Source organism: Thalassospira sp. TSL5-1, from assembly GCF_001907695.1.
In the GTDB taxonomy this organism is placed as follows: domain Bacteria; phylum Pseudomonadota; class Alphaproteobacteria; order Rhodospirillales; family Thalassospiraceae; genus Thalassospira.
The window spans coordinates 134921-160921 of the sequence record NZ_KV880637.1 but is presented as its reverse complement, the minus strand read 5'-3'; the positions used below and the strand labels follow the sequence as shown (position 1 = coordinate 160921).

At 54.5% G+C, this 26001-nt stretch carries 26 protein-coding genes; 13 read left to right on the top strand and 13 right to left on the bottom strand.

From position 1 onward, the window contains the following. Nucleotides 1–87: 87 nt before the first annotated feature. The 4 genes from LF95_RS00760 to LF95_RS00745 form a co-directional block, all read right to left on the bottom strand. Nucleotides 88–1026: a sigma-70 family RNA polymerase sigma factor gene (locus LF95_RS00760; RefSeq protein WP_083607443.1), complete on the bottom strand. Its 939-nt coding sequence runs from the start codon at nucleotides 1024–1026 to the stop codon at nucleotides 88–90. A gap of 83 nt (nucleotides 1027–1109) precedes the next feature. Beyond that, nucleotides 1110–1544, bottom strand: coding sequence for a carboxymuconolactone decarboxylase family protein (locus tag LF95_RS00755; RefSeq protein ID WP_073953236.1), 435 nt, complete (start codon nucleotides 1542–1544; stop codon nucleotides 1110–1112). A gap of 126 nt (nucleotides 1545–1670) precedes the next feature. Beyond that, nucleotides 1671–2108: a hypothetical protein gene (locus LF95_RS00750; RefSeq protein WP_073953235.1), complete on the bottom strand. Its 438-nt coding sequence runs from the start codon at nucleotides 2106–2108 to the stop codon at nucleotides 1671–1673. 204 nt (nucleotides 2109–2312) lie between these two features. Further along, on the bottom strand, nucleotides 2313–3536 hold the full coding sequence (locus LF95_RS00745) for a class I SAM-dependent methyltransferase (RefSeq protein ID WP_073953234.1): 1224 nt from the start codon (nucleotides 3534–3536) through the stop codon (nucleotides 2313–2315). Between the two features lie 272 nt (nucleotides 3537–3808). Here LF95_RS00745 and LF95_RS00740 point away from each other — a divergent pair, with 272 nt between their 5' ends. The 7 genes from LF95_RS00740 to LF95_RS00710 all read left to right on the top strand — a co-directional run bounded on the left by LF95_RS00740 (nucleotide 3809) and on the right by LF95_RS00710 (nucleotide 11189). Next, on the top strand, nucleotides 3809–4828 hold the full coding sequence (locus LF95_RS00740; RefSeq protein ID WP_073953233.1) for an aspartate-semialdehyde dehydrogenase: 1020 nt from the start codon (nucleotides 3809–3811) through the stop codon (nucleotides 4826–4828). A gap of 164 nt (nucleotides 4829–4992) precedes the next feature. Then, entirely contained in the window at nucleotides 4993–5943 is a 951-nt protein-coding gene (locus LF95_RS00735; protein ID WP_073953232.1) for a sugar-binding transcriptional regulator, read from the top strand. Between the two features lie 198 nt (nucleotides 5944–6141). Further along, nucleotides 6142–7455 carry an ABC transporter substrate-binding protein gene (locus tag LF95_RS00730; protein WP_073953231.1) on the top strand — a complete coding sequence of 438 codons (1314 nt, stop codon included), beginning with the start codon at nucleotides 6142–6144 and terminating at the stop codon, nucleotides 7453–7455. 109 nt (nucleotides 7456–7564) lie between these two features. Beyond that, nucleotides 7565–8437 carry a carbohydrate ABC transporter permease gene (locus LF95_RS00725; protein ID WP_073953230.1) on the top strand — a complete coding sequence of 291 codons (873 nt, stop codon included), beginning with the start codon at nucleotides 7565–7567 and terminating at the stop codon, nucleotides 8435–8437. A gap of 9 nt (nucleotides 8438–8446) precedes the next feature. Next, nucleotides 8447–9280 (top strand): carbohydrate ABC transporter permease, encoded by an 834-nt coding sequence (locus LF95_RS00720; protein ID WP_073953229.1) that lies wholly within the window; start codon nucleotides 8447–8449, stop codon nucleotides 9278–9280. 40 nt (nucleotides 9281–9320) lie between these two features. After that, complete coding sequence (locus tag LF95_RS00715; protein ID WP_073953228.1) at nucleotides 9321–10325, top strand: ABC transporter ATP-binding protein; 1005 nt, start codon at nucleotides 9321–9323, stop codon at nucleotides 10323–10325. Nucleotides 10326–10418: 93 nt separating this feature from the next. Next, complete coding sequence (locus LF95_RS00710) at nucleotides 10419–11189, top strand: SDR family NAD(P)-dependent oxidoreductase (RefSeq protein ID WP_073953227.1); 771 nt, start codon at nucleotides 10419–10421, stop codon at nucleotides 11187–11189. A 117-nt stretch (nucleotides 11190–11306) separates the two neighbouring features. Here the strand turns inward: LF95_RS00710 and LF95_RS00705 are convergent, their stop codons facing one another. The 7 genes from LF95_RS00705 to LF95_RS00675 all read right to left on the bottom strand — a co-directional run bounded on the left by LF95_RS00705 (nucleotide 11307) and on the right by LF95_RS00675 (nucleotide 18244). Continuing rightward, nucleotides 11307–12542, bottom strand: coding sequence for a winged helix-turn-helix domain-containing protein (locus tag LF95_RS00705; protein WP_073954736.1), 1236 nt, complete (start codon nucleotides 12540–12542; stop codon nucleotides 11307–11309). Nucleotides 12543–12737: 195 nt separating this feature from the next. Further along, nucleotides 12738–13637, bottom strand: coding sequence for a bifunctional methylenetetrahydrofolate dehydrogenase/methenyltetrahydrofolate cyclohydrolase FolD (gene folD, locus LF95_RS00700; RefSeq protein ID WP_073953226.1), 900 nt, complete (start codon nucleotides 13635–13637; stop codon nucleotides 12738–12740). A gap of 1 nt (nucleotide 13638) precedes the next feature. Next, nucleotides 13639–13965 (bottom strand): DUF167 domain-containing protein, encoded by a 327-nt coding sequence (locus LF95_RS00695; protein ID WP_073953224.1) that lies wholly within the window; start codon nucleotides 13963–13965, stop codon nucleotides 13639–13641. Nucleotides 13966–13998: 33 nt separating this feature from the next. Beyond that, nucleotides 13999–14292: a YggT family protein gene (locus LF95_RS00690; protein WP_073953223.1), complete on the bottom strand. Its 294-nt coding sequence runs from the start codon at nucleotides 14290–14292 to the stop codon at nucleotides 13999–14001. 143 nt (nucleotides 14293–14435) lie between these two features. Then, nucleotides 14436–16082, bottom strand: a complete 1647-nt coding sequence (locus LF95_RS00685) for an ABC transporter permease (protein WP_073954735.1) — start codon at nucleotides 16080–16082, stop codon at nucleotides 14436–14438. Between the two features lie 55 nt (nucleotides 16083–16137). After that, nucleotides 16138–17094, bottom strand: coding sequence for an ABC transporter substrate-binding protein (locus tag LF95_RS00680; RefSeq protein ID WP_083607442.1), 957 nt, complete (start codon nucleotides 17092–17094; stop codon nucleotides 16138–16140). A 22-nt stretch (nucleotides 17095–17116) separates the two neighbouring features. Continuing rightward, the gene (locus tag LF95_RS00675) at nucleotides 17117–18244 is read right to left on the bottom strand and encodes an ABC transporter ATP-binding protein (protein ID WP_073953221.1); all 1128 of its coding nucleotides are present in this window, start codon (nucleotides 18242–18244) and stop codon (nucleotides 17117–17119) included. A gap of 242 nt (nucleotides 18245–18486) precedes the next feature. Between LF95_RS00675 and LF95_RS00665 the strand changes: the two genes are divergently transcribed. Beyond that, nucleotides 18487–19119, top strand: a complete 633-nt coding sequence (locus LF95_RS00665; protein WP_083607441.1) for a DNA-3-methyladenine glycosylase I — start codon at nucleotides 18487–18489, stop codon at nucleotides 19117–19119. 19 nt (nucleotides 19120–19138) lie between these two features. On the opposite strand, the gene LF95_RS00660 is transcribed toward LF95_RS00665, so the two are convergent. Together LF95_RS00660 and LF95_RS00655 are read right to left on the bottom strand one after the other, a co-directional pair. Next, a complete protein-coding gene (locus LF95_RS00660) occupies nucleotides 19139–20194 on the bottom strand; it encodes a LacI family DNA-binding transcriptional regulator (protein WP_073953219.1) in 1056 nt (351 codons plus the stop codon). A 283-nt stretch (nucleotides 20195–20477) separates the two neighbouring features. Continuing rightward, on the bottom strand, nucleotides 20478–21089 hold the full coding sequence (locus tag LF95_RS00655) for an alpha-ketoglutarate-dependent dioxygenase AlkB family protein (RefSeq protein ID WP_083607440.1): 612 nt from the start codon (nucleotides 21087–21089) through the stop codon (nucleotides 20478–20480). Nucleotides 21090–21730: 641 nt separating this feature from the next. On the opposite strand from LF95_RS00655, the gene LF95_RS00645 reads away from it, so the two are divergent. The 5 genes from LF95_RS00645 to LF95_RS00625 all read left to right on the top strand — a co-directional run bounded on the left by LF95_RS00645 (nucleotide 21731) and on the right by LF95_RS00625 (nucleotide 25964). After that, complete coding sequence (locus LF95_RS00645) at nucleotides 21731–22963, top strand: methyl-accepting chemotaxis protein (RefSeq protein ID WP_073953216.1); 1233 nt, start codon at nucleotides 21731–21733, stop codon at nucleotides 22961–22963. A 169-nt stretch (nucleotides 22964–23132) separates the two neighbouring features. Beyond that, nucleotides 23133–23489, top strand: a complete 357-nt coding sequence (locus LF95_RS00640) for an ArsR/SmtB family transcription factor (protein ID WP_073954732.1) — start codon at nucleotides 23133–23135, stop codon at nucleotides 23487–23489. Continuing rightward, a complete protein-coding gene (gene arsC / locus LF95_RS00635) occupies nucleotides 23486–23896 on the top strand; it encodes an arsenate reductase (glutaredoxin) (RefSeq protein ID WP_073953215.1) in 411 nt (136 codons plus the stop codon). Before LF95_RS00640 ends, arsC begins: the two co-directional genes overlap by 4 nt. Nucleotides 23897–23898: 2 nt before the next feature. Further along, on the top strand, nucleotides 23899–24624 hold the full coding sequence (gene arsH, locus LF95_RS00630; protein WP_073953214.1) for an arsenical resistance protein ArsH: 726 nt from the start codon (nucleotides 23899–23901) through the stop codon (nucleotides 24622–24624). Nucleotides 24625–24638: 14 nt separating this feature from the next. Further along, on the top strand, nucleotides 24639–25964 hold the full coding sequence (locus LF95_RS00625; RefSeq protein ID WP_073953213.1) for an arsenic transporter: 1326 nt from the start codon (nucleotides 24639–24641) through the stop codon (nucleotides 25962–25964). Nucleotides 25965–26001: the final 37 nt, after the last annotated feature.

The window sequence follows — 26001 nt, the reverse complement described above, 5'->3', positions numbered from 1 at the left end:
ATCAACACATAAGGGCCGGGGGGCATTCTCCCGGCCTTTTCGTTTATGAGCACATGCTCAGCCAGTCACGACGCTGGCAAAATAGCTTCAATCAAGCTTATTAACCGGTAGTGCGTTAAAATGGGCAAGTTTGTCGGGATTGCGATGTAAAAAAACACGTTTTATCCCGTCACGCGCCAGCGAAACGGTCAATGCCGTATCGACGACACCGCCAATAGAGAACAGAAGCCAGTTCTCCGCCCCCGTTTCAACAACCGTAAGCCCGGCATTGACAAGGTTCTTGCGCCAGATCCCTGCAAAGAAGCGCGCAATCCGATCCGCTCCAAACAGGGTATTGATGTTGGTCGTGGCCTTACCACCACCATCCCCTTGCAAGGTAACATCCGGGGCCAGAAATGCGGCAATCCGGTCCGCCTGCCCCGATTGCAAAGCCTCGACAAAACCCGTCAGGTCAGTGGCCGTCAGCGGCTTTTTATCCTCGGCACCCTGCAACCTGAAAGCGGGCATACGTGCCTTTTCTCCGTCTTCAATATTATCTCTTTCAGGCGTCACTCCCTCCATTTTACGGCGCGCCCGAAACAGAATTTGCCGCGTAGTGTTGGGCCTGTTTCCCAATGTTTCGGCAATGGCAGCGTGATCCCAGTCAAAAACATCATGCAACACCAGTGCAATGCGTTCATGCGGCGACAATTCGTCAAGCATCACCAAATAGGCCTGCGACAGATACGCCTGATCCACGAGCCTGTCTTCACCTTCCCGCAAAAACGGGTTGACCCACGGTTCGGGGAGCCATTGGCCAACATAATTTTCCCGTCGCCGCCGCGCCGATTTCAAAACATCTAGGCACAAATTCGAACATACCCGGATCAGCCAGCCGGTCGGATCTTTCAGGCTGGAAATATCGGTCTGATGCCAGCGCAGCCAAACATCCTGAACCGCATCTTCGGCATCGGCATAGCTGCCCAAAAACCGAAAGGCCAAAGCAAACAGGCGCGGGCGCAGTTGTTCAAAAATCGCCGTCGACATGGTATCTATTCCCGCTCTCAACGCAAAATTCGGCGCGGACCAAATCCCGGTCCGCACCGCCTATTTTCCAACAATAACCGTCTTTAGGCAAAAGGATGCTGTGCAACGCCCAATCGGTTCCAGGCATTGATCAGGGCAATTGCCATTGTCAGTTCGGAAATTTCCTCAGGCGAGAAACATGCCTGAAGGGCTGTAAAACTGGAATCAATCTCGGCCGTATCTGCTCTCAAAGTCAGCTTCTCAGCCCAATCCAGTGCTGCACGTTCATCGGGTTCAAAATCCCGGGCATTGCGCCAGGTCGCCAGCATATCGATTTTATCCTGCGCACCGCCCTGTTTCAGATAATCATCGCGGTGCATGCGCAGACAAAAAGAACAGCTATTTAACTGCGATACCCGGCATTTAACGATTTCCACCAGCATCTTGCTCAGCCGGGTATTTGCATTGAACACAGTCGAGGCATGATACAGCCCTTTGAAAAGCACGGGGCTGGTTTTGGCAAAGTCAAAGCGGTTCATCTTCGTCCTCCGTCTTGCATTTCGTGATTTTGAAATCACGCTCTGCAAACAGGACGAAACAGCACTGGCATTTGTTACAGATGACGCGCTTTTTTATGGATTTCTGACTTCGCCTGTCAAATACGGTTACGCATATCCACACGCGCGCAAAGCTTGCGCCAGTGACGGATGAAGGCCCCAGTGCCAGTCTTCGCTTTCCATTTGAGTACCATCCGCCAGCGTAAAAATGGCCGCAAGATAGTCGCTGACATCGGCCTGACACTGCGGCAACCCGGCAGCAAGGGCAATTTTACGGCCCACGCGCCCATATTTTTTATGTCCGATACGTGATCCAAAATGCCCGGCAGCCGCAGCCAGTTCAGTACCGGTTATGCGCTGTTCGGGTGCGCGAAGATGGGCACGCAACATATCGCGTTCGCAACTGGAAAGATCAACAAGCGCCAATGCCGCCGCGTATTGACGGGCCGAACCAACATAAGGCGGTCGGGCATCATCATCCGTCAAAATCGGAAAAACAGCATCATCGACACGGCCTGCACCGGCAACGGGGGTTGAATACAGCATGGGTTTCCTCCTGATACGGAAAACAACCGTTTATATCAGGGCATCAGGGCCGGTTGTATCCCTGCGTCCCGTCAGGCAGGCTCTTGCGGCCTGTCATTTTACGTCCACAACGCAAATCAAAATAAACCAGAACAAATCAAAGGCAGGATTCAGATATGGGGCTGTTGGCGGCAGATGCAAATGCCCTGCCGCCCGCATGCAACATTAATGATGCCGAAAACCCGACTTGGTGAACACAAACTGGCCCACCCGCATCCCGCCACCGCCCTCGCGAGGGTCAAAGGCATTAATGCAGCCTGCCAGATAAAACTCCCACATCCGCTTGAACTCGGTATCGTATTTTTCCGGGTCCAGCTCATGCTCGATTTTACGGAAATTCTCGCGCCAGGCCATCAAGGTGCGGGCATAGTTTTCGCCCGCATGAAAATGGCAGGCCTCTACATCCAGATCGGCCATTTCCGCTGCCTCGACAACTTCGTGAACCGCAGGAATATAACCACCGGGAAAGATATAACGATCAATCCAGGGAGAGGTAAAATCGGGCCGGGGTTTGATGATGGTATGGATCACCGCGCGCCCACCGGCCTTAAGCAGTCGGGCAACCTGCTCGAAATAGGTTTTAAATTGCGGCCGCCCGACATGTTCAAACATGCCCACCGACACCACACGGTCATAACGGTCATGATTGGCCTGGGCAAAAACCCGGTAATCCTGCAAATGGTAATCCAGGCCCTCATGAAAATCAGCGGGCAGTTCGGCCTTGCGTTCCAGTGCCCAGTTATATTGCTCGTTTGAAAGCGTAATGCCGTGCACTTCGGCCCCCGTGGTCCGGCGGATAAAGCGACTTAACCCACCCCAGCCACAGCCGATATCCACAACACGCGTGTTCGGGTCGGTAATTTTCAAACGATCTGTTGTCAGTTGCATTTTATGCTGCTGGGCCGCGGCCAGGTCATGCGCCCCGTCATCCCAGAAGGCACAGGAATATTGCATGTCGCTATCAAGAAACCGGGTATAAAGGTCATTGCCGATGTCATAATGGTGGCGCACCCGGCGCGACGCCGCCTCGACCGAGGTAAATTGCGCAATGCGGAACTTGAAGGCCTGGAGCTTTTCAATCAGCAAGCCAAAGCTGCTGCTGGAATGCCCGCCATCAAAATTAAGGCGCAACACCCGGATCAGGTCTTCAAGCTCGCCAGATGTAATATCAATGCCGCCCTGCATATAGACTTCGCCAAAGCCCGGGTCCGGGCTCAGGGCCATTTTTACGGCATCGGTCCAATTTGGCAGTGTCATGGTCGCACGCGGTTCGCCGCCATCACCCAGCGCAACCTCGTGCCGGTCATTGACGCGCACAACAAGCGTGCCGCGTGTGACATGTTCGCGAAAAAAATCGAGGACTTTTCTGTCAGTCCAATTCAAAGTCATTGGGTACGTCATAGCCGTCCTTCTCAAGCCGGAAATGCGATAACCCCCAAAAATTGCAAAATATCGGGCGACATTCTGCAACCCCCAGGCAATATAGTGACATATTTCACTACAATCTCAAGCGGTAAAAACCCAAACCATCCTTGCGCAACGCCGCAGAAAGCCTTACATCTCGCGCAGCTTACCGGTCGGCCGAGAGATATTCTGCCGGATTGTCAAATGTTATGATCACGGCTTGTCCCGGTCCGAACCAAAACAGAAAGAGGCACTTGATGGGTTATAAAATCGCCGTTGTTGGCGCAACTGGCAATGTCGGCCGCGAAATGCTCAACACCCTGGCAGAACGCAAGTTTCCTGCCGAGGAAGTCTTTGCCTTGGCATCGTCCCGTTCGATCGGACGCACCGTTTCTTATGGTGATGACGACCTGACCGTTCAGGACGCCGCCCGCTTTGATTTTTCCCAGGTGGACATTGCCCTGTTTTCGGCTGGCGGCAGCACGGCAAAAACCCTGGCCCCCAAGGCCGCCGAAGCAGGTTGTGTTGTGATTGACAATTCCAGCTATTGGCGCATGGAACCGGGCGTTCCGCTGGTGGTGCCCGAGGTCAATGGCGATGCCCTTGCCGGATATGCCAAGAAAAACATCATCGCCAACCCGAATTGCTCGACCATTCAAATGGTCATGGCGTTAAAACCACTTCATGACCTGCAGCCGATCAAGCGCGTGGTGGTATCGACCTATCAGTCGGTTTCGGGGGCTGGTCGGGCCGCAATGGACGAACTGTTTAACCAAACACGCGGCATTTACGTGAATGACCCGCCCCTTAAGGAACAGTTCACCAAGCAAATCGCCTTTAACGTCATCCCGCATATTGATGAATTCATGGATGATGGCGCGACCCGCGAAGAATGGAAAATGACCGCCGAAACCCGCAAAATACTGGACCCGGATGTGGCAGTTCATGCCACCTGTGTTCGGGTGCCGGTTTTCGTGGGCCACGGTGAAGCCGTGAATATCGAATTTGAAATGCCCGTCACCGTCGAGGAAGCACGCAAGGCGCTTAAGGCCTTCCCGGGTATTTCCGTGATCGATTACCGCCAGGATGAAGGCTATGTCACCCCGCAGGAAGTGGCCGGGGAAGACAGCGTGTTCATTTCGCGCATCCGCAAGGACCCCAGCATTCCCAATGCCCTGTCGCTTTGGTGTGTCAGCGATAATTTGCGCAAAGGGGCCGCCCTTAACGCTGTTCAGATCGCCGAATTGCTGGTTTCGGATTATCTGCCGAAAAAATAACCGCCTTTCTACCCGGCATTTTGCAAACAGGGCCGTCCTGAACGGACGGTCCTGTTGTTTTATGATCTTCCCTATCATCGGAATTGCCCCTAACATTTAAAGGCTGCAAAAAGGCGACCTCAACTTTCTGCAGCGCCAAGGCACGATAAAAACGGAAGACTGGGATGGTAAAACGGACCCGCAAAGAAGCCGCAAGACTGGATGAAGCCGCCCGTGCCGGCTGGCTGTATTATTGCGCTGGCAATACCCAGGATGAAATTGCCACCAAACTGGGCGTTTCGCGCCCGACGGCACAACGCCTGGTATCGGCTGCAGTCAGCGAGGGGCTGGTCAAGGTCCGCCTGGATCATCCAATTGCCAATTGCATGGAGCTGGCAGCCCGTCTTTGCGCGCAGTTTAAGCTGGAGCATTGCGAGGTTGTGCCGACAGACCCCGCAGCCCCCGATGCCATGTTCGGCATTGCCCAGGCGGCTGCCAACCTGCTGGAGCGGGTTTTACAATCCCCTGAACCCAAAATTATCGCCCTGGGAACCGGGCGCGCCATGCGCGGCATGGTCAATGAAGTCCAGCGTATTGATGCCCGCCATCATAAAATCGTGTCCCTCGTTGGCACCATCGCAACAGATGGTGCGGCTAGTTTTTATGATGCCGTCACCGAACTGGCCGATTTAACCCGTGCACCGCATTATCCATTATCCATTCCGGTGATTGTCCCCAATGCCGAACAGCGCAAACCGATGCAGGAACAGGCCCCAATGGACAATATCCTGTATCTTGCCGCCCACGCCGATGTGCGATTTGTCGGCATTGGACAAATGGGCGATGACGCCCCGCTTCTGGTGGATGGCTTTATTACCCCTGCCGAGCTTAGAAGCCTGCAGGAACACGGGGGGATTGGCGAGCTGATCAGTTGGACCTTTGATAAGAACGGTCAAATTCTGGATCATGATGTCAATAACCGCGTCACCAGTGCGCCGCTGCAATGCCCGGCGCAAAATACCATCGCCGTCGCCAAAGGGGCTAAAAAGGTCGCCGCGATTCGCGGTGCGATGGCAGGAAACCTGATTACATCGCTGGTTACAGACGAAGCCACGGCAAAAGCTTTATTACCCTAAATCCCGAATAATTACCCATAAAAATCAAGCAACTAACCCAAACCCGCGGCACAAAACCGCGGGTTTTTCTGTTGCGCCGCACAATCGAATTTGGTTGACACCGGAGGTGTAAATTGAGTGAATGTTCACGTAATGAGCAAATGATCAAAACAAACGACACAGTTTGTTCAATGGGAAAAAGTCCTTTTGGGAGGAATTATGAAACACATCATGGGAGCAGCGTTTTGCGCGCTGTTGGCCAGTGGCGTCGCTTTTGGGGCCAACGCCGAAACCAAGCTGACCATCGCCACAGTGAATAACGGTGACATGATCCGCATGCAGAAGCTGACGGATGATTTCACCAGCAAAAACCCCGACATCTCGCTGGAATGGGTAACACTGGAAGAAAATACCCTGCGCCAGCGTGTCACCACCGACATCGCCACCAAGGGCGGCCAGTATGACATCTTGACGATTGGCACCTATGAAGCACCGATCTGGGCGAAAAAGGGCTGGCTTGCGCCGCTGGATAATCTGGGCGCCGATTATGACGTTAACGACATCATGCCTGCGATCCGTTCCGCACTGAGCAATGATGGCAAGCTTTATGCCGCACCGTTCTATGCCGAAAGCTCGATGATGATGTATCGCAAGGATCTGTTCGAGAAAGCGGGCATCGAAATCAATGGCCGTCTGACCTGGGACCAGACCCTTGATATTGCCAAAAAGCTGCATGATCCAGCCAATGGCGTTTATGGCATCTGCCTGCGCGGCAAGGCAGGCTGGGGCGAAAATATGGCGCTGATCACGACAATGGGCAATGCCTATGGCGCACGCCTGTTTAACGAGGAATGGAAACCGGAATTTAACGGACAGGAATGGAAAGACGCCCTGTCGATGTATGTCGACATTCTCGGCAATTATGGCCCTCCGGGTGCAACGTCAAACGGCTTTAACGAAAACCTGTCGCTGTTTAACGCCGGCAAATGCGGTATGTGGATTGATGCCACGGTTGCCGCCTCCTTTGTGACCAACCCCAAAGAATCCAAAGTGGCGGACAAGGTTGGCTTCACCGAAGCCCCCTGTGCTGTCACCTGCACCGGTGCCAACTGGTTGTGGGCTTGGAACCTGGCAATACCGTCATCCTCCAAAAATACCGAAGCAGCGGAAAAATTCATCGCCTGGGCAACCTCGAAATCCTATCTCGAACTGGTTGCCAGCAAAGATGGCTGGGCAAATGTCCCGCCGGGTACCCGCATGTCGCTGTATCAAAACCAGAAATATCTTGATGCCGCACCGTTTGCCATCAAGACCCTGGCGGCCATCGACAGTGCTGATCCGATCAACTCAACGCTGAAACCGAAACCCTATGTCGGCGTTCAGTTCGCCGCCATCCCGGAATTCCAGGGCATCGGCACCGTTGTAGGTCAGCAGTTCTCGGCTGCACTTGCCGGTCAGATCAGTGTCGATCAGGCCCTGCAAAATGCGCAGCAATCCACCGATCGGACCATGCAAAAAGCCGGATATTACTGATTTCCGCTTTCTGACCAGACCTCCTTGACCTGGTAGACTTGGGTGGCGGCACTTCGCCACCCCTTTTCTTCCCGGGTCTGTCAAAGACACTGCAAACGGGGAGCGCATCATGTCGACACGGGCTTCGACCCTGGCAGGGCGCATTATGTCCGCGCCGTCGATCATCGCCTTGTTTTTGTGGATGATCGTGCCTTTGGGCATGACAATTTACTTCTCATTCCTTCGCTACAACCTGCTGTCACCGGGTATGGAGGAATGGATCGGCTTTGTGAATTACAAATTCTTCCTGACCGATCATGCCTTTTTTGCCTCCCTTGCCAATACGCTGATCCTGGTTGGCTCTGTCCTTGTCATTACCGTGATCGGCGGCATTCTGATCGGCCTGATGCTCGATCAGGCGATTTTTGGCCGTGGCATTTTGCGTATTCTGGTGATTTCACCGTTTTTCATCATGCCCACGGTCAATGCGCTGGTTTGGAAAAACCTGTTGATGAACCCGGTCTCCGGCTTTTTTGCCTGGATATCGATGTCCTTGGGCCTGGAACCGATTGACTGGTTCACCAAAGCCCCGCTGACCGCCATCATCATTATGGTGGCCTGGCAATGGCTTCCATTTGCAACTCTGATTTTGCTGACCGCCCTGCAATCGCTGGACCGCGACCAAAAAGAAGCCGCCCAGATGGACGGCGCCGGACCGATTGCGATTTTCTTTTATATCACCCTACCGCATCTCAGCCGGGCTATTACGGTTGTCATTCTGATCGAAACGATCTTTCTGCTCACCGTCTTTGCCGAAATCTTTGTCACCACGGGCGGCGGCCCCGGCCTTGCAACCACAAATATCGCCTTTCTCGTCTATACCCAGGCCCTGCTGCAATACGATGTGGGTGGTGCCTCGGCAGGCGGTATCGTTGCGGTCATTTTGGCCAATATTGTCGCGATCTTTCTGGTTCGCCTCATTGGCAAAAACCTGGACGCGTAGGGGGCGAAAATGGAAAACAATTTCAAATCACCCATTGGGAAAATTGCCTATTCTGTCTTTGCCTGGATTGTTGGCCTGGCCATTTTCTTCCCCATCCTGTGGATGGCGCTGACCAGTTTCAAATCCGAAATTGATGCGGTCAATATGCCGCCGCTGTTTTTCGATTTTAACTGGACGCTGGAAAACTATACCGGGATTCTCGAACAGTCGAACTACTTCAAGTTCGCCATGAATTCGATCATCCTGTCCTTTGGTTCCACAATTATAGGGCTGGTTTTTGCCGTTACCTGCGCCTGGGCAATGGCCTTTAACCCGACCAAACGCACCAAGGATACCCTGCTTTGGATGCTCTCGACCAAAATGATGCCGCCGGTCGGCGTGCTGGTGCCCATCTATCTGGTCTTTCGCGACTGGGGCCTGCTTGACAGCCGCTTTGGCCTGATCATGGTTCTGTTTTTGATGAACCTGCCGATCATGGTCTGGATGCTTTACACCTATTTCAAGGAAATCCCCAAAGACATCCTTGAAGCCGCCCGAATGGATGGCGCGACCCTGCCCAAGGAAATTTTCTTTGTGCTGTTGCCCATGGCGGTTCCCGGTATCGCATCGACCATGCTGCTCAACATCATTCTGGCCTGGAACGAAGCCTTCTGGACCCTGAACCTGACAACCTCTGATGCCGCCCCGCTGACCGCTTTTATTGCATCCTATTCCAGCCCCGAAGGGCTGTTCTGGGCCAAATTGTCGGCAGCATCGACCCTTGCGGTTGCGCCCATCCTGGTCGTTGGCTGGTTCTCGCAAAAACAGCTTGTTCGCGGTTTGACCTTTGGCGCGGTGAAATAAACCGCAGCATTCTCAAGTTATGTAAGGAAGGAACACCACAATGGGTGCAATCCGACTGGAAAATGTCCGAAAGACGTTCGGAAATATCGACGTCATTCCCGGTGTCAACCTTGAAATCAATGATGGCGAGTTTGTCGTGTTTGTCGGCCCGTCGGGCTGTGGCAAATCCACCCTGCTGCGCCTGATTGCCGGGCTGGAAGATGTCACCAGCGGCAAAATCATGATCAATGATGTCGATATGGCCGATGCCTCGCCGGCCAAACGCGGGCTGTCGATGGTATTTCAGTCCTATGCGCTTTATCCGCATATGACGGTTTATAACAACATCGCCTTTGGCCTGAAAATGGCGGGTGAATCCAAGGCCGTGATCGAGGAAAAAGTCCGCAACGCGGCCAAAATCCTCAATCTGACCGACTATCTGGATCGTCGCCCCGGCGCACTTTCCGGTGGGCAACGCCAGCGCGTTGCCATTGGCCGTGCCATTGTGCGCAACCCGGCAGCCTTCCTGTTTGACGAACCCCTTTCCAACCTGGATGCCGCCTTGCGCGTCAATATGCGCCTGGAAATTACCGGCCTGCACCAGGAACTGAAAACCACCATGATTTACGTCACCCACGACCAGGTGGAGGCCATGACCATGGCCGACAAAATCGTGGTGTTACAGGCCGGCCGGGTCGAACAGGTTGGCAAGCCGATGGATCTTTATACCAACCCGGCCAACAAATTTGTCGCCGGTTTCATCGGCTCGCCAAAGATGAACTTCATCGAAGGCGCGTATGCCAAGGCACATGACTGCCATTGTGTCGGCATTCGGCCCGAACATTTTGCCATCAGCCAGGACTCCGGCGACATCGCGGCAACCGTAAAAATTGCCGAGCATCTGGGGGCCGAAACCTATTTGCATGTCAATGCCGACAATATTGGCCCAATGACAATCCGGGCTACCGGCGAAGTGCCGCTTGGCGAACATGACCGCATCTGGCTGACACCGGATGCTGACCGCATTCATCGCTTTGACGCCAACGATAAAGCCATTTCCCGCTAAGGAAACCGGCAAATTTCCGGAACAGGGACTGTCTAACGCCAAAAATAGCAGGCCTTTTTCCTTTTTGACCACCGACCAAACTGCGAGATCAAAATGTATCTGAAAATGTTCGATCTGACCGGACGCCGCGCCTATGTCACCGGGGGCGGTCGCGCCATTGGCCTTTCCTGTTGCGAGGCCCTTGCCGAAGCGGGTGCCCATGTGGTGATCGGCGACATCAGCGCCGAAGTCGCCGAAGAAGGCCGCGATTACCTGAAATCGAAGGGTTATGAGGCCAGCATCGATTTGATGGATGTCACCAACCCCGACCAGGTCCGCACCAGTGCCGCCAAGCAGGCAGAACAGGGCGGCATCGACATTCTGGTCAACAATGCCGGTATCGCGCGTTCCGAAACACCGGCCGAAACCGTGGCCGACGAACACTGGCGCAATGTGATCGACGTCAACCTGAATGGCACCTTCTGGTGCTGTCGCGAATTTGGTAAACAGATGCTGGATAAAAAACGCGGCGCCATCGTCAATATCGGTTCCATGTCCGGCTTTATCGTCAATAAGCCGCAGGAACAGGCCTATTACAACGCCTCAAAGGCAGGCGTTCATCATCTGACCAAATCGCTGGCGGCCGAATGGGGCGCACGCGGGGTACGTGTTAACGCGGTTGCGCCAACCTATATCGCAACGCCACTCAACGAATTTGTCAAATCCAAGCCGGAAATGTATGACGCCTGGATCAACGGCACCCCGATGGCGCGCCTGGGCGAAACCCATGAAATAGCTTCCGTCGTTTTGTTTCTGGCATCCGACGCGGCAAGCCTGATGACCGGTTCCATTGTTTTGGCGGATGGGGGCTATACCTGCTGGTAAGGCGGCAGGAAAGCCCGCGATCACATTGTTCTAAAAAACTTCTGTGATCGGGCCAAAACAGGGAAAGAACGGGGCGTGGTTGTGGGACCTGCGCCCCGTTCGCTTTTCATCACACCATTAAACCGGTTTTTGCGCCGCAAGCCGTTTGGAAAACGGGTTCATTTCCGTCACCACCACATCTTCCAGATCCAAAAAAACGGCAAGCTGGCACAGGTGGTGATGCAGGGCTGCTGCAACCATGTCGTTATCGCAACCCTCTTCGGCGTGGGCCGAAAACACCCGCAAAACCTTTGCCTTCCTATCGGCCTTCAAATCCACCCGGGCAACAAAATCACCCTCCAGCATGAAGGGCAAAACGTAATAGCCATATTGGCGCTTTTCCGCCGGGGTATAAATTTCGATGCGGTAATTAAAGCCAAAAATGCGCTCCACCCGGTCGCGTTCCCACATCACCGGGTCAAACGGCACCATCAGGGCCGTGGGCGATGATCGCCGCCTTATTTTGGCATCAGGTGCGATAAAGGCTGGCTGCGTCCAGCCTTCCACGCTGGCAGGCAGTAAATCCCCGTTTTCGACCATTTCAGCCACCCGCGCCTTGGCATCATCCGTTGGCAGGCGGAAATATTTACGCAGGTCAGCCAGGGTAGCAACCCCCATTGCGACAATGCCCCTGGCGATCAGGGCACGCTGGGCCACATCGCGGGGTAGAACCGGGTCATGGGCCATATCGCCAATAATACGATGCGGCAGGTCATATTCCCGTTCAAATGACCCACGCCGCTTGCGCGCCATGACCTGACCACTCCAAAACAAATATTCCATCGCCGTTTTGGTTTTGGTCCAGCCCCACCATTGGCTACCGCCTTCGCGGGGTTCGTCATTCAAGTCACTGGCCGCGGTCGTGCCTTTCCGTTCTAGGTGTTCTAAAATATCGCGAACAAATTCGGGATGTTCGCGCGCGGTGCGGGCAATGCCGCCCCACATGCCCTGCCCGTTCAGCGCATCCTCCATCCGCCAGCGATAAAGCGGGTAATCCTCCACCGGGATCAGCGATGCCTCATGGCCCCAATATTCAAACAGCTTGCGCTGCTTTGAAGTACCCCAACTTAACTGATCCAGCAAATCACGGTCATAAATGCCAAGGCGCGAAAAAACCGGCATGTAATGGGCGCGGCTTAACACATTCACACTGTCAATTTGCAGCATATTGGTTTTACGGATCATCTTCATGATCCGGCGGCGATCAACGGTTTTACCCGCATCGGGCTTTTCAAACCCCTGCCCGGCCAGGGCAAGGTGGCGCGCCTGCCGTGCCGAGATTGCAACAGGTTTGGGCGTACTAAGGTCAGGCATGGCATCCCCGAAAGAGATTTTCTGATCTTTCAAATTGTTGAGGCGATCCTAACACACCCTACTGACAATTTTGGCAGTTGGTTTTCTGTTTTTGTTCCCATCATGGACAACAGCAAAACGCCCAAAAGCAGGCAACAAAAAACGGAGCCCGCTTTCACCGGCTCCGCCTTATCATCATCTTGCAGTGATAACAGCTTAGCTATCAAAACCCAGATTGGGGGCTTCCACACCATTGGCGCGGCAGGCGGCAATCAGGGTGTTGTTGAGCAGGCAGGCAATCGTCATCGGGCCGACACCGCCGGGAACCGGGGTAATGGCACCGGCAACCTCTGCCGCACTGTCAAAGTCAACATCGCCAACCAGTTTCATTTTGCCGTTTTCGCCTTCAATGCGATTGATGCCCACATCAATCACCGTCGCCCCCTTGCCGATCCAGTCACCCTTGATCATATTCGGGCGGCCAACGGCGGCGATAACAATATCGGCGCGGCGGACTTCTTCGGGCAAATCACGGGTGCGCGAATGCGCAATGGTCACGGTGCAGTTTTCCTTGAGCAACAACTGCGCCATCGGTTTGCCAACGATGTTGGACCGGCCCACAACCACCGCCCGCTTGCCCGACAAATCACCCAACGTATCCTTCAGCAACATCAGGCAGCCATAAGGCGTACAGGGCGCAATGCCATCGCCACCCGTTGCCAGCGCACCAGCATTAATAATGTGAAACCCGTCCACATCCTTGGCCGGGTCAATTGCGGCAAGAACGGCATTTTCATCAATATGTTTGGGAACCGGCAACTGGCACAGAATGCCATGCACCTTGGGATCATTGTTAAGCTGCGTAATCAGGGCAACCAGATCTTCCTGTGTGGTGGCGGCGGGCAATTTATGTTCATAGGAATTCATGCCGCATTCGATGGTCTGCTTGCCCTTGTTGCGCACATAAACCTGGCTGGCCGGATCTTCGCCCACCAAAACCACGGCAAGACCGGGCACGATCCCGTGTTCGGCCTTCAGTTTGGCAACTTCGGTGGTGATGTCACCGCGCAATTTGGCGGCAAATGCCTTGCCATCAATGATTTTCGCATTGCTCATATCAATTCTCGCCCGTCCATTGGTTTATTTGCGCAACAATTTGCGTTGCCTCACCCGATACCAGCAGCACCTTGTTACGGTCCGTCTGACCACTGACAATAACAATCGCCGATTTAGGCCATTTCGCGGCCTTTGCCATCAGCTTTATCAGCGCGTCATTGGCCTTGCCATTTTCCGGTACGGTTGTCACCGTTGCTTTCAGGCGTTTTTGCCCGTCGGCATCTTCCTGCACGCCGCCAAGACCATTTCGCGACGCCTTTGGCGTTAGCCGCACAAACAGCTTTACCTGCTGCCCGTCTGACACAACTTCATAAGCAGCTTTTGCCATCGTCACAAAATGCCCGCCTGCGTCAATTCTGCCTTAGCCATATACCATTGGCGCAAGCAGTTCAAACAGCAGGTTCTGCGCAAAACTCAGCAACAAAATCAACACAATCGGAGAAAGGTCGATCCCGCCAAGATTGGGCAATATCGCCCTGATCGGGCGCAAGGCCGGTTCGGTAATGCGATAGAGAAAATCACCGACCATATAAATGAAACGGTTGCTGGTATTAATCACGTTAAACGCGACCAGCCAGCTCAGGATCGCCTGAAGAATCAAGCACCAGATATAAAGCTTGATCACTGTGCTTATCAGGATCAGGACAGATTGCATTACCGCTCCTTCGTGTTGTCTTGCCCGTTGGGATGACGGAAACCAGTTCATCGCGAAGGTAATGACAAGGACAGAAAGGCGCAAGCGCGAAGCCACCCAAACACCCGGATTTGGTCAATTTTTCCGATATTTCCAATCAAAAATCAGAACAGACGCCCCTGTTTTCGCGCCCAGATCGCCACCGCGACCGGAATGGTCATGGTTATGGCAATGGCCATGACACTCATCGCCATCCCCATACCGACCGATCCCTGTTCAAACTGCCGCCAGATAAACAGCGCCACCGTCTTGGTGCCAATGGGGGCCAACAATATGGTTGCCACCAGTTCACGGGCTGCCACGGCAAAAACCAGCAGCATAGCGGCCAGAATGCTGGGAAAAATCAATGGCATCAAAATGCGAAAAAACACCTTGATCCCGCCTGCCCCGGCAACACGGGCCGCATCCTCCAGGCTGACACTGACCTGACGCAGGGCTGCATTGGCATAACGCACCGGGTAAGGCAGCAACAAGCAGCAATAGGCCAGCACCAAAACACCGATGGTGTTATAGGGGGTTACCGGCAGCCAAGGCTGGTTCCACGCCAGAATAAGCCCGACCGCCACAACAACACCGGGAATGGTGTTGGGCATAAGCGTCAGAAAATCGAGAATACGGGACGAAACCGTGCGCTGGCGCACCACGACATAGGCCGTCATGGTGCCCAAAATACCAGTAATAACCGCCGCGCCCAGCCCCAGCGACAGGCTGGTACCCAGGGCCTCCATCGCGCCACCGGAATTGGCGAAAATTTCGGCAAAATTCTCGGTCGAGAAATTATCCGCCGCCAGCCCGCCCGAAATGGTGCGCGTCGAGGCCGTAAGAACCACCGATAAAATCGGCATGACCGCGCCCAAAAAGCCGATAATGGCAAAAAACAGCACAACCGGAATGCGCCACACGCCCAGTTCGGCGGCGCGGTTGGCCCCGGGTTTGCCCGACACGGTTTGAAAATCGCGGCGCGAGACAATGCGATGCTGCAACACAAAGGCCGCCATCGCAATTACCACCAAAATAACCGACAGCAGCGAAGCCCCGGGCAAATCAATCGGGTAATCCGACAGGCGCTGTTCAATACCCGTGACCAGCACTAAAAAACCGCTACGTGCCGCAAGCGCCGCAGGGGTACCAAATTCCTCGATCGACATGGCAAAAACCAGCAGCAGACTGGCGGCAATCGCCGGCGTCGTCAAAGGCAGGGTAATGCGCCAAAAGGACCGCATCGGCGGGCAGCCCGCAACACGCGCGGCCTCAAGGTAGCGCCCGCCAATCGAGGAAACCATGCGCGAAACGGCAAAATAAACAACCGGAAAAACATTAAGCGTCATGACAAACACAACGCCCCAAAATGAAAAAAGAAAACCGCCAAAATTAACGCCGGTGATTTGTTCAAGATAACCGCGCGGCTGCAAAGCCATGATCCAGCCAAGGGCGGCGATATAGGGCGGAATGGTGAAGGGGACCAAAAACACCACATCCCACAGCCCGGCAAACGGCACCCGAAAAAGCCCACGCAAAATGCCCAGCGGCACCGCCACCAGGGACGCGACCAGCACCACACTGCCACCCAGCATCAGGGTGTTTAACGTCCAGGCGATCAGGTGTTTGTCAAACAGGGTTTCGACAAAACGGGAAAACGGATTGGCAAAAATGCCCCGCGCAATATCGGGAAAAATCGCCTGTAACACCACAAACAGCAGCGGAAATGCCACCAGAATGGTCAAAACAGGGGCAACGGCGGCAAAAATCATGCCGCCGTTGCCAAATACCCGTGATTTTAAATGTGTCAGGCGCACGTTGGGCCTATTATTCCATGCCAAAGGTCTTGGCGAAGCGATCAAGCACCGCCTTGCGGTCGGTTTTCGGATCAACTTCCAGGATTTTCAGATCCGCAATCAACGGACGGTCAGCCTTGACGTCGGAACGGGCAGGCATCAACTGGGTTTTTGCCACCATCGCCTGACCGGCATCGGACAAAACGTAATCGATGAATTTTTTGGCTTCGTTCTGATGGGACGAGGTTTTTAAAATCATCATCGGACGCGGGGCAATCACAGTGCCGCTTTTCGGGAAAATCACCTCGATTGATTCCCCTTTGGCCGCCTGTGACAGGCCAATATAGTCGACCGCACCAAACACAACCGCCTTGGCCCCCTGCAACACCGGGTTCAGGGCCTGGGCGTTCGCACCGGGTACAATCATTTTATTGGCCGCCAAACCTTCAAACAGTTTCCAACCCAAATCCGGCTGGGCGGTTAGCGCGGCCAGCAGCTCATAGGCTGAGCCAGACTGTGCCGGGTCTGGCATCGTGATCAGGTCTTTATATTCCGCCTTGGTCAAATCGGACCAATCGGCCGGTTTCGGCGTGCCGCTTTTGGGATTCCAGGCAATGGCAAGGGCGGAAATACCCTGGGCGACATATCCCGGACCTTTCAGGAAATCGGGCACGGTTTTGGCATTTGCACTGGTGTAATCCAGCAGCATGTCCTTTTTGGCAAAGCTGGTGGCGGTTTTCCACGATGCCGAAATCACCACATCGGCAACCGGGTTGGCGGATTCCGCTTCAAGGCGGGCCATGACCTTGCCGGTGGTGGCCTGAAACACATTCACATCAATGCCGGTTTCATCCTTGAAACCAGCGGCGAGCTTTTCAATCAATCCCCCCGGACCGGCAGTATAAACCGTCACACTTTGCGCCATTGCATTTCCCGTCAGGGCAAGGCAGGCAAACCCAGCCAGCAGAACCGTTTTCAGGCTTTTCATCTTTGTCATCCCCTATTGAACGTTATGTATGAGACGGGACCTGTGCCGCATCATGCGGATACCAAAAGGCCCGATCCCACGAGATATCAAGGTCATGCACCGTGCCGTCCCCCAGGCGCGTGGCACTGAACATTTCAATTGCGATATTCTGGTCAAACCGCATCTGCACGGCATAACCATCACCGCGAAACATGCTGTGAATCACGATGCCGCTAATCGCACTACCCTTTTCCGGCCCGCCAGAGCCCGATGCAGCCCGAAGGGCAGCACGCGGCAAAAACAAATCACCAGAACGACTGCCATTGATCAGTGTTGACGGAGGCGAGAGGCGCTGTTTCCCACCACGAATAACCAGATCGCCATTTTGCACCTCGGCGGGCAGCACCAGCCCCAGCTTGAGGAAATCCACCACCTGCGGCGAAACGGGTTTGCCAACAAGCTGTTCGGGGGCATCAATTTGTAAAATATGGCCGCTGTGAAGAATGGCGACACGATCGGCAATGGCAAAGGCCTCGCCATGATCATGCGTGACATAAACCGCCGTCATGCCCAGTTTGCGCAACAGAGCGGCAATATCGACCACAAGGCTTTCGCGCAATTCGCGGTCCAGGTTTGAAAGCGGTTCATCAAACAAAACCAAACGCGGGCGCGACACAATCGCACGGGCAAGGGCAACACGCTGCTGCTGCCCGCCCGAAAGCGTGCCTGGCTGGCGCTCTGCCACATGGCCCAGCCCGACCATTTCCAACGCACCGGCAATGCGGGTGTCGCGTTCGGCGCGGCCAATATTTTGCATTTCCAGCGGAAAACCGACATTTTGCGCCACCGTCATATGTGGCCACAGGGCATAATCCTGAAACACCATGCCAATGGAGCGCCGTTCCGGCGGCACAAACGCCCCGGATGACGCATCGGCCACCAATTGATCCCCAATATGAATGCTGCCCGTTGTCGGCCGCGACAGGCCGGCCAGTAACCGCAACAATGTGGTTTTACCGCAGCCCGACGGGCCCAGCAGCGCAACCACCTCGCCCGGCGCAACGGCAAGATCAATGGCTTCTAGCACGGTATTGCGGCCAAAACGCTGTGACGTTTGTGTCACAACAACCGGGGAACCGGTTTGCCCGGCAGAATTTTCAGCAGAAATCATCGAATGAACGGTCTGATGTTGGGAATTTACCGTTCAAGCATGTATCATGCGAAAATTATTTCCGTTTTTAATCTTCAATTGCATTTTGATTGCAATTTTGTGTCAACGCCTGCGGAATTGGCATATCTCCGCTTGTGGCGCTTCATACTTTGCATGCAACCTGCAACAAAATCCCTTACCCGTTCGCCAGTACATGCTAAGGTCAAAGCCCTGTTTCGTGTTTTATTATAGGCAGTTGTCCGATGACCAACTCCAAGCATGCCAGCCAGGGACCTGCTGCACCAACAGCCCACAGCGAACCAACACGCTGCAAATGGGCACACACCCATATCGACAAGCCGTTTTACGTTGAATATCACGACAGGGAATGGGGTGTCCCCGTGCATGATGACCGGCATTTTTTTGAAATGCTGATCCTGGAAGGCGCCCAGGCCGGGTTAAGCTGGCTAACGGTTTTATCCCGGCGCGACCAGTACCGGGCGGCCTATGACAATTTCGACGTGGAAAAGGTTGCATCCTATGACGATGCCAAACAGGCCGCCCTTTTGGCCGATAGCGGCATCATCCGCAACCGCCTGAAAGTCGTCAGCAGTGTGCGCAACGCCCAGATATTCCTTGATATCGCCGAGGAATTTGGCAGCTTTGATGCCTATGTCTGGCGGTTTGTTAATGGCAAGCCCATCATCAATCACTGGCAAAATATCGGGGATGTGCCTGTCACCACCGAAGTCAGCGATGCACTGTCAAAGGACCTGCATAAACGCGGCATGCGCTTTGTCGGATCAACGATCATTTATTCCTATTTGCAGGCAACCGGCCTGGTGATGGACCACACCACCGACTGTTTCCGCTATCATGACCTTACGCGCGGCTAACCGCATCACGAGATAAGGTTCAAGGCGCAATAACCTGGCTGCTCGCCCTTACCAGCAGGCGGGTTTTAAGTAAAACCGGTTCGGCCACATCATCCCCCGCAAGGGCCAATTCGGCAGCGACCCGGCCCTTTTCGACCGAATTTTGTGCAACCGTGCTCAGCGGCGGTGTTGTGCGCGCCCCGCGCGCCACACCATCAATGCCCATCACCCGCACCTGGCCGGGCACCTCATGGCCGGTTTTTGCAAGGGCTTCTAACGCGCCAATCGCAATCACATCGGACATGGCAAGAATGCCATCAAGATCGGGGAACTGCGCCATCAGCTCCACCACCTGGCCGCGCACATTTTCCGACAGGTTTTCGCATTCAATATGCACAATGTCGGCAACATCAATACCGGCCTCTTTCAAAACAGAATGGTAGCCCGCCAGCCTTTCACGCACGACACGATGGCTCACCGCGCCACGCCTTCGTGCATCCATCAGGCCAAATTGCCCCTCTTCATCGGCCTGAAGCGATAGAATGGCAAATTTGCGCGCCCCGCATTCCAGCAAGTGGCGCGCGGCACTTGCCGCCCCTTCAAAATCATCGAGCACCACCGTGGCTGTTGCCCCGGCAATGTCGGTATCAATGCCCACCATTGGCAGGTTACGGCGGCGAATGGCAGCAATGACGTCGTTATGTTCAGAATAACAATGCACCAGAAAAGCATCGACGGCGGCATTATTCACCGCAGCCACCGCCTGTTCGTGGTTTTCGGCCGAAATGATCATCATATTGACCGACTGACGCGCACATTCGCGGCCAATGCCGCGCAACAATTCAATCGCCACCGGGTCACTAAAGGCATATTCAAGGTTATCGGGAAAAACCACCCCCAGCGCACCAGCCTTGCCAGTACGCAACATGCGCGCCATTACATGGGGTCCGCGATAGCCCATTTCGGCTGCGACGGCCAAAATCTTCTCGCGCAATTCATCGCGCACCAGGTGCGGTTTGCCAAACGCATTAGATGCCGTCCCCTGGGAAACCCCTGCAGCCCTGGCCACATCCACCAGACGAACCCGATTGCCCATATGCCAAAATTCTCCCATTTTCTGCCATTGTGCGCTGCCACGATAGCACAAGCGACAACATTTTTTTGAACGGGGTCACGATATTATTGACAAGTGCCCCTCGCAACCACCACTATGGTTTTATTGAATCGATTCATTTCGATTTTATGTGACAGATCCTCCCTTTACAATCTGTCACTGTCGCGCACATGTGTGTTTGCGGTTTTCCCGGCAATTTCGTATTGCACTTCGATTTCCTGCCGCCCCGATGTTTCAGGGGCGGTTTTTTATCCGCTGTTGGTGTTCAGGCGTTCCGCTCGGCCACGGTTTTACGAAAGGTCAGGTTAATGCGCGGTTCCACCGGACGCGCGGTTTTGGGAATTTGATGCTGCCAGTAATGCTGCATCGCCCCACCCATGATCAGCAGGGAATTATGGGGCAAATCAATACTGACCCGTTCGCCACTTTGGTTATGACGCATATGAAACCGCCTTTCCCCGCCAAAGGATAAACTGGCAATCACCGGGTTATCGCCTAAAACATCCTCGTCATCGGCATGCCAGGAAACACTGTCACGGCCATCGCGATACAAATTCAGCAACACAGTGTTAAAACTTTGCCCGGCATGTTCTTCGGCCAGCTTGCGTAACGGCAGCAATATTTTGGGAAAGGGGGCTGCCGGGTGATAAACACCGCTATAACGATAGGCCACTTCACCATACCAGGATGTCAGGCGGGGTACGGCAATATCGCGCCCCATAATATGGGCCGTTTCCTGCTGCCAGTTCAGCGCCATGTGCAGCCGCTCGAAAATGCGGTCGGCCTCGTCGATGGGCAAAACATCCCGGTACAGCCGGGCATCACCATCACAGGGCAACATATTTTGCGGGGGCTGATCAGCAAACAGGTCGCGCATGGGTCCGTTCTTTCCTAAATGGAATGGATGAATTCCATATCAATGGTTTAGGCGGTTTTGCGACAAATTTGAAGTACCCAACCACCACCCGCGCCATAACGGGTGATGCGGTTCATATTGCACCGCATCAAACCAAACACCAAATCGCGCCCTGCCGTTCCAAAATACAATATGCCCCCATATTACCCGCAAACAAATACCCCATGGCCATCGGCAAAAAAACACCCAAAATCAGACCACTGAGGAAACCCAAAACCGGTTCTGACGCCAAATGGGCAACCCGCACAAATGGGATGAGCTCAAAATCACACACCGACTCGTCATTTTGCACCGCAAAAAGAACGCCCCCGTTTCAGACTATGCCTGGTCATTTTATCAAAAAACCGACCCGTTAATTATACGGAAGATTATGAACCAATACTTATTCATCCCAGGATTACCGTCCGGTTGGATGTCACCCTGGCGGCATTTTTCTTTTCCAATTGATATCGCCCTGAAAATGCCGCGACATAGTGAGGCGGGGACGACAATTTCCAGCAATAACGTCCGGCAAACCGGCACACATCCGAAAATGCGCGCCCGCACTGTACCGCCGCACACATCACGGATTGCAGGCAAAGTCACACCAAGGGGGAGTATTCATGTTTCTGTCGAAACGAAATCAGATCAGCGAAAACCAGACCGCCCTGTCCCAGGCGCAGGCCCAACAGCAGGAAGAAGCCCTGCTTTACAAGCATATCCTGAACGCCATTCCCAGCCGTTTGCTTGCCTGTGACCTTGAGGGCAATGTGCGTTATATGTCTTATGGTTTTGGCGAACTGATCTATTCGGGGCGGGGTGAAAATGCAGCATCCGCCAAAGGCAAAAACATCAACGATCTGCACCGCGTCCTAGGCCAGGACAAGTTCCGGAATCTGGGACGGTCCTTAAATCGCCTGCCGCTGGAATATCGCATTCGTATCGACGAGGACACCATTCTGGTCGCCATTACCGTCATGAAGAATGACGACGGCACCCCCAACGGTTTTGCGCTATCGGCCGACATTATCACCGACGAAGTTTCCCTTGGTAAGAACTGCGTTGAATTGTCTCGCGAGGTCAGTAATTCCGCCATTGCCCTAAAAAAACTGTCCGGCGAACTAACCCAGTCCTCTACCACAGGTGCCGAGCTGGCGGGAAATGTTCGCTCGGCTTCCGATACCACCGCCGTCACCGCCCAGCGCGTTGCCTCCGCCTCCGAGGAAATGACACAGTCGATCAACGAAATTTCCCGCCAGATCGACCGGCTGACCGAAATTGCCAATCGTGCGGTCAAGGAAATGGACCATACCGGTTCGGTGATGAACCAACTTAGTGATGCGGTGGATGAAATAGGCTCGGTGGTGAAAATCATTCAGGACATCGCCAGCCAGACCAACCTTTTGGCTCTTAATGCCACCATCGAGGCGGCCCGTGCCGGGGATGCGGGCAAAGGTTTTGCCGTGGTTGCCAACGAGGTTAAAACCCTGGCAACCCAAACCGCCCGGTCTACCCAGGAAATTACCGATCGCATCAGCGCCATTCGCGACAATACCAGCCGCGTTGTCAACGAACTCAGCGATACCCGCACCGTGATCGAGGAAAACGAGGAAATAGCTGGCAATCTTGGCACCGTTGTCGAACAGCAGCGTGCTGCCTCGCAGGAGATCACCGTCAATATTCAGCAAGTTGCCAGTGGCGTCAAAACGATCTCCAGCGATCTTGGCAAGCTGGACGAGCTTGCCGACCAGACATCGGACCAGGCCAACCGCCTTACCAGCTTCTCAAGCGACCTTTCGGGCCATTCCGAAACACTTTATGGCCAGGTTAAGAGTTTGCTAAAGAACGCCGACTAAAATCTGCCCATCAAACTCGCCCCAAAATGAACCCCGGCCTTACATGCAAGGTCGGGGTTTGTTTTTTCAAACTCGGCCCTGTTTCCAATTCCGCTTCCACCCACACCGCCCGTCATTGTCATATAAATGTCTGTTGCTTTTTGCCAAATATGTCCATATCTTTGGACATATGGACACAAATGAAATCATCGATGCCTTTACTGCCCTGTCGCAAGTCACCCGGCTGGAGGCATTTCGCCTGCTGGTCCGGCATGAACCGGAAGGTTTGCCGGCAGGTGAGCTTGCCCGTTTGCTTGAGGTACCCCACAACACGATGTCGGCCCATTTGGGGGTATTATCGCGCTCGGGGCTGATCACCTCAAAACGGCAGGGACGCTCCATCATCTACCGCGCCAGCCTGGCGCGAATGAATGATGTGGTGGCTTTCATGGTCAATGACTGCTGTGCCGGTCATCCCGAACTGTGCCTGCCCCTGCAACAGCCCCAAGCGGCAAAGGCATCGTGCAAAATGGAAGCTGAAAAATGATCTCGGTGATTTATCACAACCCGGAATGCGGCACATCGCGCAATACGCTTGAAATCATGCGGCAATCTGGCGAGGAACCGCACGTTATTGAATATCTGAAAACGCCGCCAACCCGCGCCAAGCTGTGCGACCTGATTACGGCGATGGGGATCACCCCCCGCGAATTGTTGCGGCGAAAAGGCACGCCCTATGACGAACTGGGGCTAGAGGATGAAACCCTTGATGACAATGCACTCATCGATGCCATGATGGCCCATCCCATCCTGATCAACCGGCCGATTGTTGTCACCGAATTGGGAACAAGGCTGTGTCGCCCGTCCGAACAGGTACTGGCCCTGCTGCCCCATCCGGTCACGTCTTTCACCAAGGAAGACGGCGAAATCATCACCCTTACGCCAGCAGACTGATCATGACCGAAAAAGACTTTTCCGACCTGCCCAATATCGACGGGAACAGCCTCCAGCCGATTGATTTTGCAAAGCTGGCAGGCCCAGATACCCCCAAACATGCCCCGCGTATTCTGGTACTTTATGGGTCGGTACGGGAACGATCCTATTCGCGCCTGTTATCGGAGGAAGCCACCCGCCTGCTGGAATGGTATGGCTGCGAGGTGAGAACCTTTAACCCCTCCGGCCTGCCTTTGCCCGATGATGCCGACGCCGAACACCCAAAGGTTCACGAATTACGCGGCCTAGCCGAATGGGCCGAAGGCATGGTGTGGGTTTCACCCGAACGCCACGGCGCCATAACAGCGGTGATGAAAGCCCAAATAGACTGGATCCCGCTATCCTTGGGCGGTGTGCGCCCCACCCAGGGCAAAACCCTTGCCATCATGCAGGTTTGTGGCGGCAGCCAAAGTTTCAATGCGGTCAACCAGCTTCGCATTTTGGGCCGCTGGATGCGGATGCTGACCATCCCCAACCAGTCATCCGTTGCCAAGGCCTTCAACGAATTTGACGATACCGGGCGCATGAAACCCTCGCCCTATTACAACCGCGTTGTCGATGTCTGCGAGGAACTGGTGAAATTCACGCTCCTGACCCGCCATCATTCCGCCTATTTGACATCGCGTTATTCCGAACGTGTTGAAACCGCCGAGGAGCTTTCCCGGCGGGTCAATCAACCCTCCCTCTAGTCAGGACCTGGCATATGCTTGCATTGCTGATTTTTGTGATCACGCTTGTTTTCGTGATCTGGCAACCCCGTGGCCTGGGCATTGGCTGGAGTGCCCTTGCCGGGGCTTGCGCGGCCCTGATGGCCGGTGTGGTGGGCTGGGGCGACGTTGCCATTGTCTGGGATATTGTCTGGGATGCGACCTTTACCTTTGTCGCGCTGATCATTATCTCGCTGGTCCTGGATGATGCCGGTTTCTTTGCCTGGGCCGCCCTGCATATTGCCCGCTGGGGCAAGGGCAGCAGCCGGCGGTTATTCCCGCTGATCATTATTTTGGGTGCCATCATTTCGGCCTTTTTTGCCAATGACGGGGCGGCCCTGCTGTTAACGCCCATCATGCTGGCGATTTTACTGCGCCTTAAATTCAGCGAAAAATCCGCCCTGGCCTTTATCATTGCCACCGGCTTTGTTGCCGATTCCACCAGCCTGCCGCTGGTGATTTCCAATTTGGTCAATATTGTCAGCGCCAATTATTTCGGTGTCAGTTTTGCGCGTTATGCGCTGGTGATGGTGCCGGTCAATATCGTTTCATTGCTGGCAACGCTGCTGGTCCTGTGGCTGTATTTCCGCCGGGACATTCCGCGCAGCTACCCGCTGGAACGGCTGGAAGAACCCGCCCACGCCATTCGCGACCGGCAGGTTTTTTATGCCGCCTTTCCCATCATTGGGGTGCTGCTGATTGCCCTGTTCGTCACCGCCCATCTGGGTATTCCCATTTGCCTGTTCATGGGGGCCGCCGCCCTGGCGCTGATGGCGATTGCCGGGCGCTGGTTTGCCGGGGGCAAAAACCGGGTGATTTCGCTTTCGCACGTTCTGAAAAACGCGCCCTGGCAAATCGTGCTGTTTTCCATTGGCATGTATCTGGTGGTCTATGGGCTGGGGCAGGCGTGGCTCACCGCCGATGCAGCCGATTTTCTGGCCATTATCGGCCATCAGGGCATTTATATTGCCACCATTGGCTCCGGCTTTGCCGCTGCCATTCTGGCATCGGTGATGAACAACCTGCCCGCCACGCTTATTGGCGCCCTTGCGGTTGATCATGTTGGCGGGCATGTTCCGCCCGTCATTCAGCAACTGATGATTTATGCCAATGTCATCGGTAATGACCTGGGCCCCAAATTCACCCCGATAGGCAGCCTTGCCACCCTGCTTTGGCTACATGTGCTGGCGGGCAAAGGCCATAAAATCACCTGGGGGCAATATATGAAAGTTGGCATCGTCATCACCACACCGGTGCTGTTTTTAACCCTGCTGGCCCTTGCGCTGTGGTATCCGCTCTTGCCACCCGCAATCGCGCCATAAAACAGCCGGGCGATGCCATCACTTACGGCATCGCCCG

Excerpts from the sequence above, each read along its gene's own strand:
- LF95_RS00760 (WP_083607443.1), bottom strand. The coding sequence starts at position 1,026 with ATGTCGACGGCGATTTTTGAACAACTGCGCCCGCGCCTGTTTGCTTTG.
- LF95_RS00755 (WP_073953236.1), bottom strand. The coding sequence starts at position 1,544 with ATGAACCGCTTTGACTTTGCCAAAACCAGCCCCGTGCTTTTCAAAGGG.
- LF95_RS00750 (WP_073953235.1), bottom strand. The coding sequence starts at position 2,108 with ATGCTGTATTCAACCCCCGTTGCCGGTGCAGGCCGTGTCGATGATGCT.
- LF95_RS00745 (WP_073953234.1), bottom strand. The coding sequence starts at position 3,536 with ATGACTTTGAATTGGACTGACAGAAAAGTCCTCGATTTTTTTCGCGAA.
- LF95_RS00740 (WP_073953233.1), top strand. The coding sequence starts at position 3,809 with ATGGGTTATAAAATCGCCGTTGTTGGCGCAACTGGCAATGTCGGCCGC.
- LF95_RS00735 (WP_073953232.1), top strand. The coding sequence starts at position 4,993 with ATGGTAAAACGGACCCGCAAAGAAGCCGCAAGACTGGATGAAGCCGCC.
- LF95_RS00730 (WP_073953231.1), top strand. The coding sequence starts at position 6,142 with ATGAAACACATCATGGGAGCAGCGTTTTGCGCGCTGTTGGCCAGTGGC.
- LF95_RS00725 (WP_073953230.1), top strand. The coding sequence starts at position 7,565 with ATGTCGACACGGGCTTCGACCCTGGCAGGGCGCATTATGTCCGCGCCG.
- LF95_RS00720 (WP_073953229.1), top strand. The coding sequence starts at position 8,447 with ATGGAAAACAATTTCAAATCACCCATTGGGAAAATTGCCTATTCTGTC.
- LF95_RS00715 (WP_073953228.1), top strand. The coding sequence starts at position 9,321 with ATGGGTGCAATCCGACTGGAAAATGTCCGAAAGACGTTCGGAAATATC.
- LF95_RS00710 (WP_073953227.1), top strand. The coding sequence starts at position 10,419 with ATGTATCTGAAAATGTTCGATCTGACCGGACGCCGCGCCTATGTCACC.
- LF95_RS00705 (WP_073954736.1), bottom strand. The coding sequence starts at position 12,542 with ATGCCTGACCTTAGTACGCCCAAACCTGTTGCAATCTCGGCACGGCAG.
- folD (WP_073953226.1), bottom strand. The coding sequence starts at position 13,637 with ATGAGCAATGCGAAAATCATTGATGGCAAGGCATTTGCCGCCAAATTG.
- LF95_RS00695 (WP_073953224.1), bottom strand. The coding sequence starts at position 13,965 with ATGGCAAAAGCTGCTTATGAAGTTGTGTCAGACGGGCAGCAGGTAAAG.
- LF95_RS00690 (WP_073953223.1), bottom strand. The coding sequence starts at position 14,292 with ATGCAATCTGTCCTGATCCTGATAAGCACAGTGATCAAGCTTTATATC.
- LF95_RS00685 (WP_073954735.1), bottom strand. The coding sequence starts at position 16,082 with ATGATTTTTGCCGCCGTTGCCCCTGTTTTGACCATTCTGGTGGCATTT.
- LF95_RS00680 (WP_083607442.1), bottom strand. The coding sequence starts at position 17,094 with ATGAAAAGCCTGAAAACGGTTCTGCTGGCTGGGTTTGCCTGCCTTGCC.
- LF95_RS00675 (WP_073953221.1), bottom strand. The coding sequence starts at position 18,244 with ATGATTTCTGCTGAAAATTCTGCCGGGCAAACCGGTTCCCCGGTTGTT.
- LF95_RS00665 (WP_083607441.1), top strand. The coding sequence starts at position 18,487 with ATGACCAACTCCAAGCATGCCAGCCAGGGACCTGCTGCACCAACAGCC.
- LF95_RS00660 (WP_073953219.1), bottom strand. The coding sequence starts at position 20,194 with ATGGGCAATCGGGTTCGTCTGGTGGATGTGGCCAGGGCTGCAGGGGTT.
- LF95_RS00655 (WP_083607440.1), bottom strand. The coding sequence starts at position 21,089 with ATGCGCGACCTGTTTGCTGATCAGCCCCCGCAAAATATGTTGCCCTGT.
- LF95_RS00645 (WP_073953216.1), top strand. The coding sequence starts at position 21,731 with ATGTTTCTGTCGAAACGAAATCAGATCAGCGAAAACCAGACCGCCCTG.
- LF95_RS00640 (WP_073954732.1), top strand. The coding sequence starts at position 23,133 with ATGGACACAAATGAAATCATCGATGCCTTTACTGCCCTGTCGCAAGTC.
- arsC (WP_073953215.1), top strand. The coding sequence starts at position 23,486 with ATGATCTCGGTGATTTATCACAACCCGGAATGCGGCACATCGCGCAAT.
- arsH (WP_073953214.1), top strand. The coding sequence starts at position 23,899 with ATGACCGAAAAAGACTTTTCCGACCTGCCCAATATCGACGGGAACAGC.
- LF95_RS00625 (WP_073953213.1), top strand. The coding sequence starts at position 24,639 with ATGCTTGCATTGCTGATTTTTGTGATCACGCTTGTTTTCGTGATCTGG.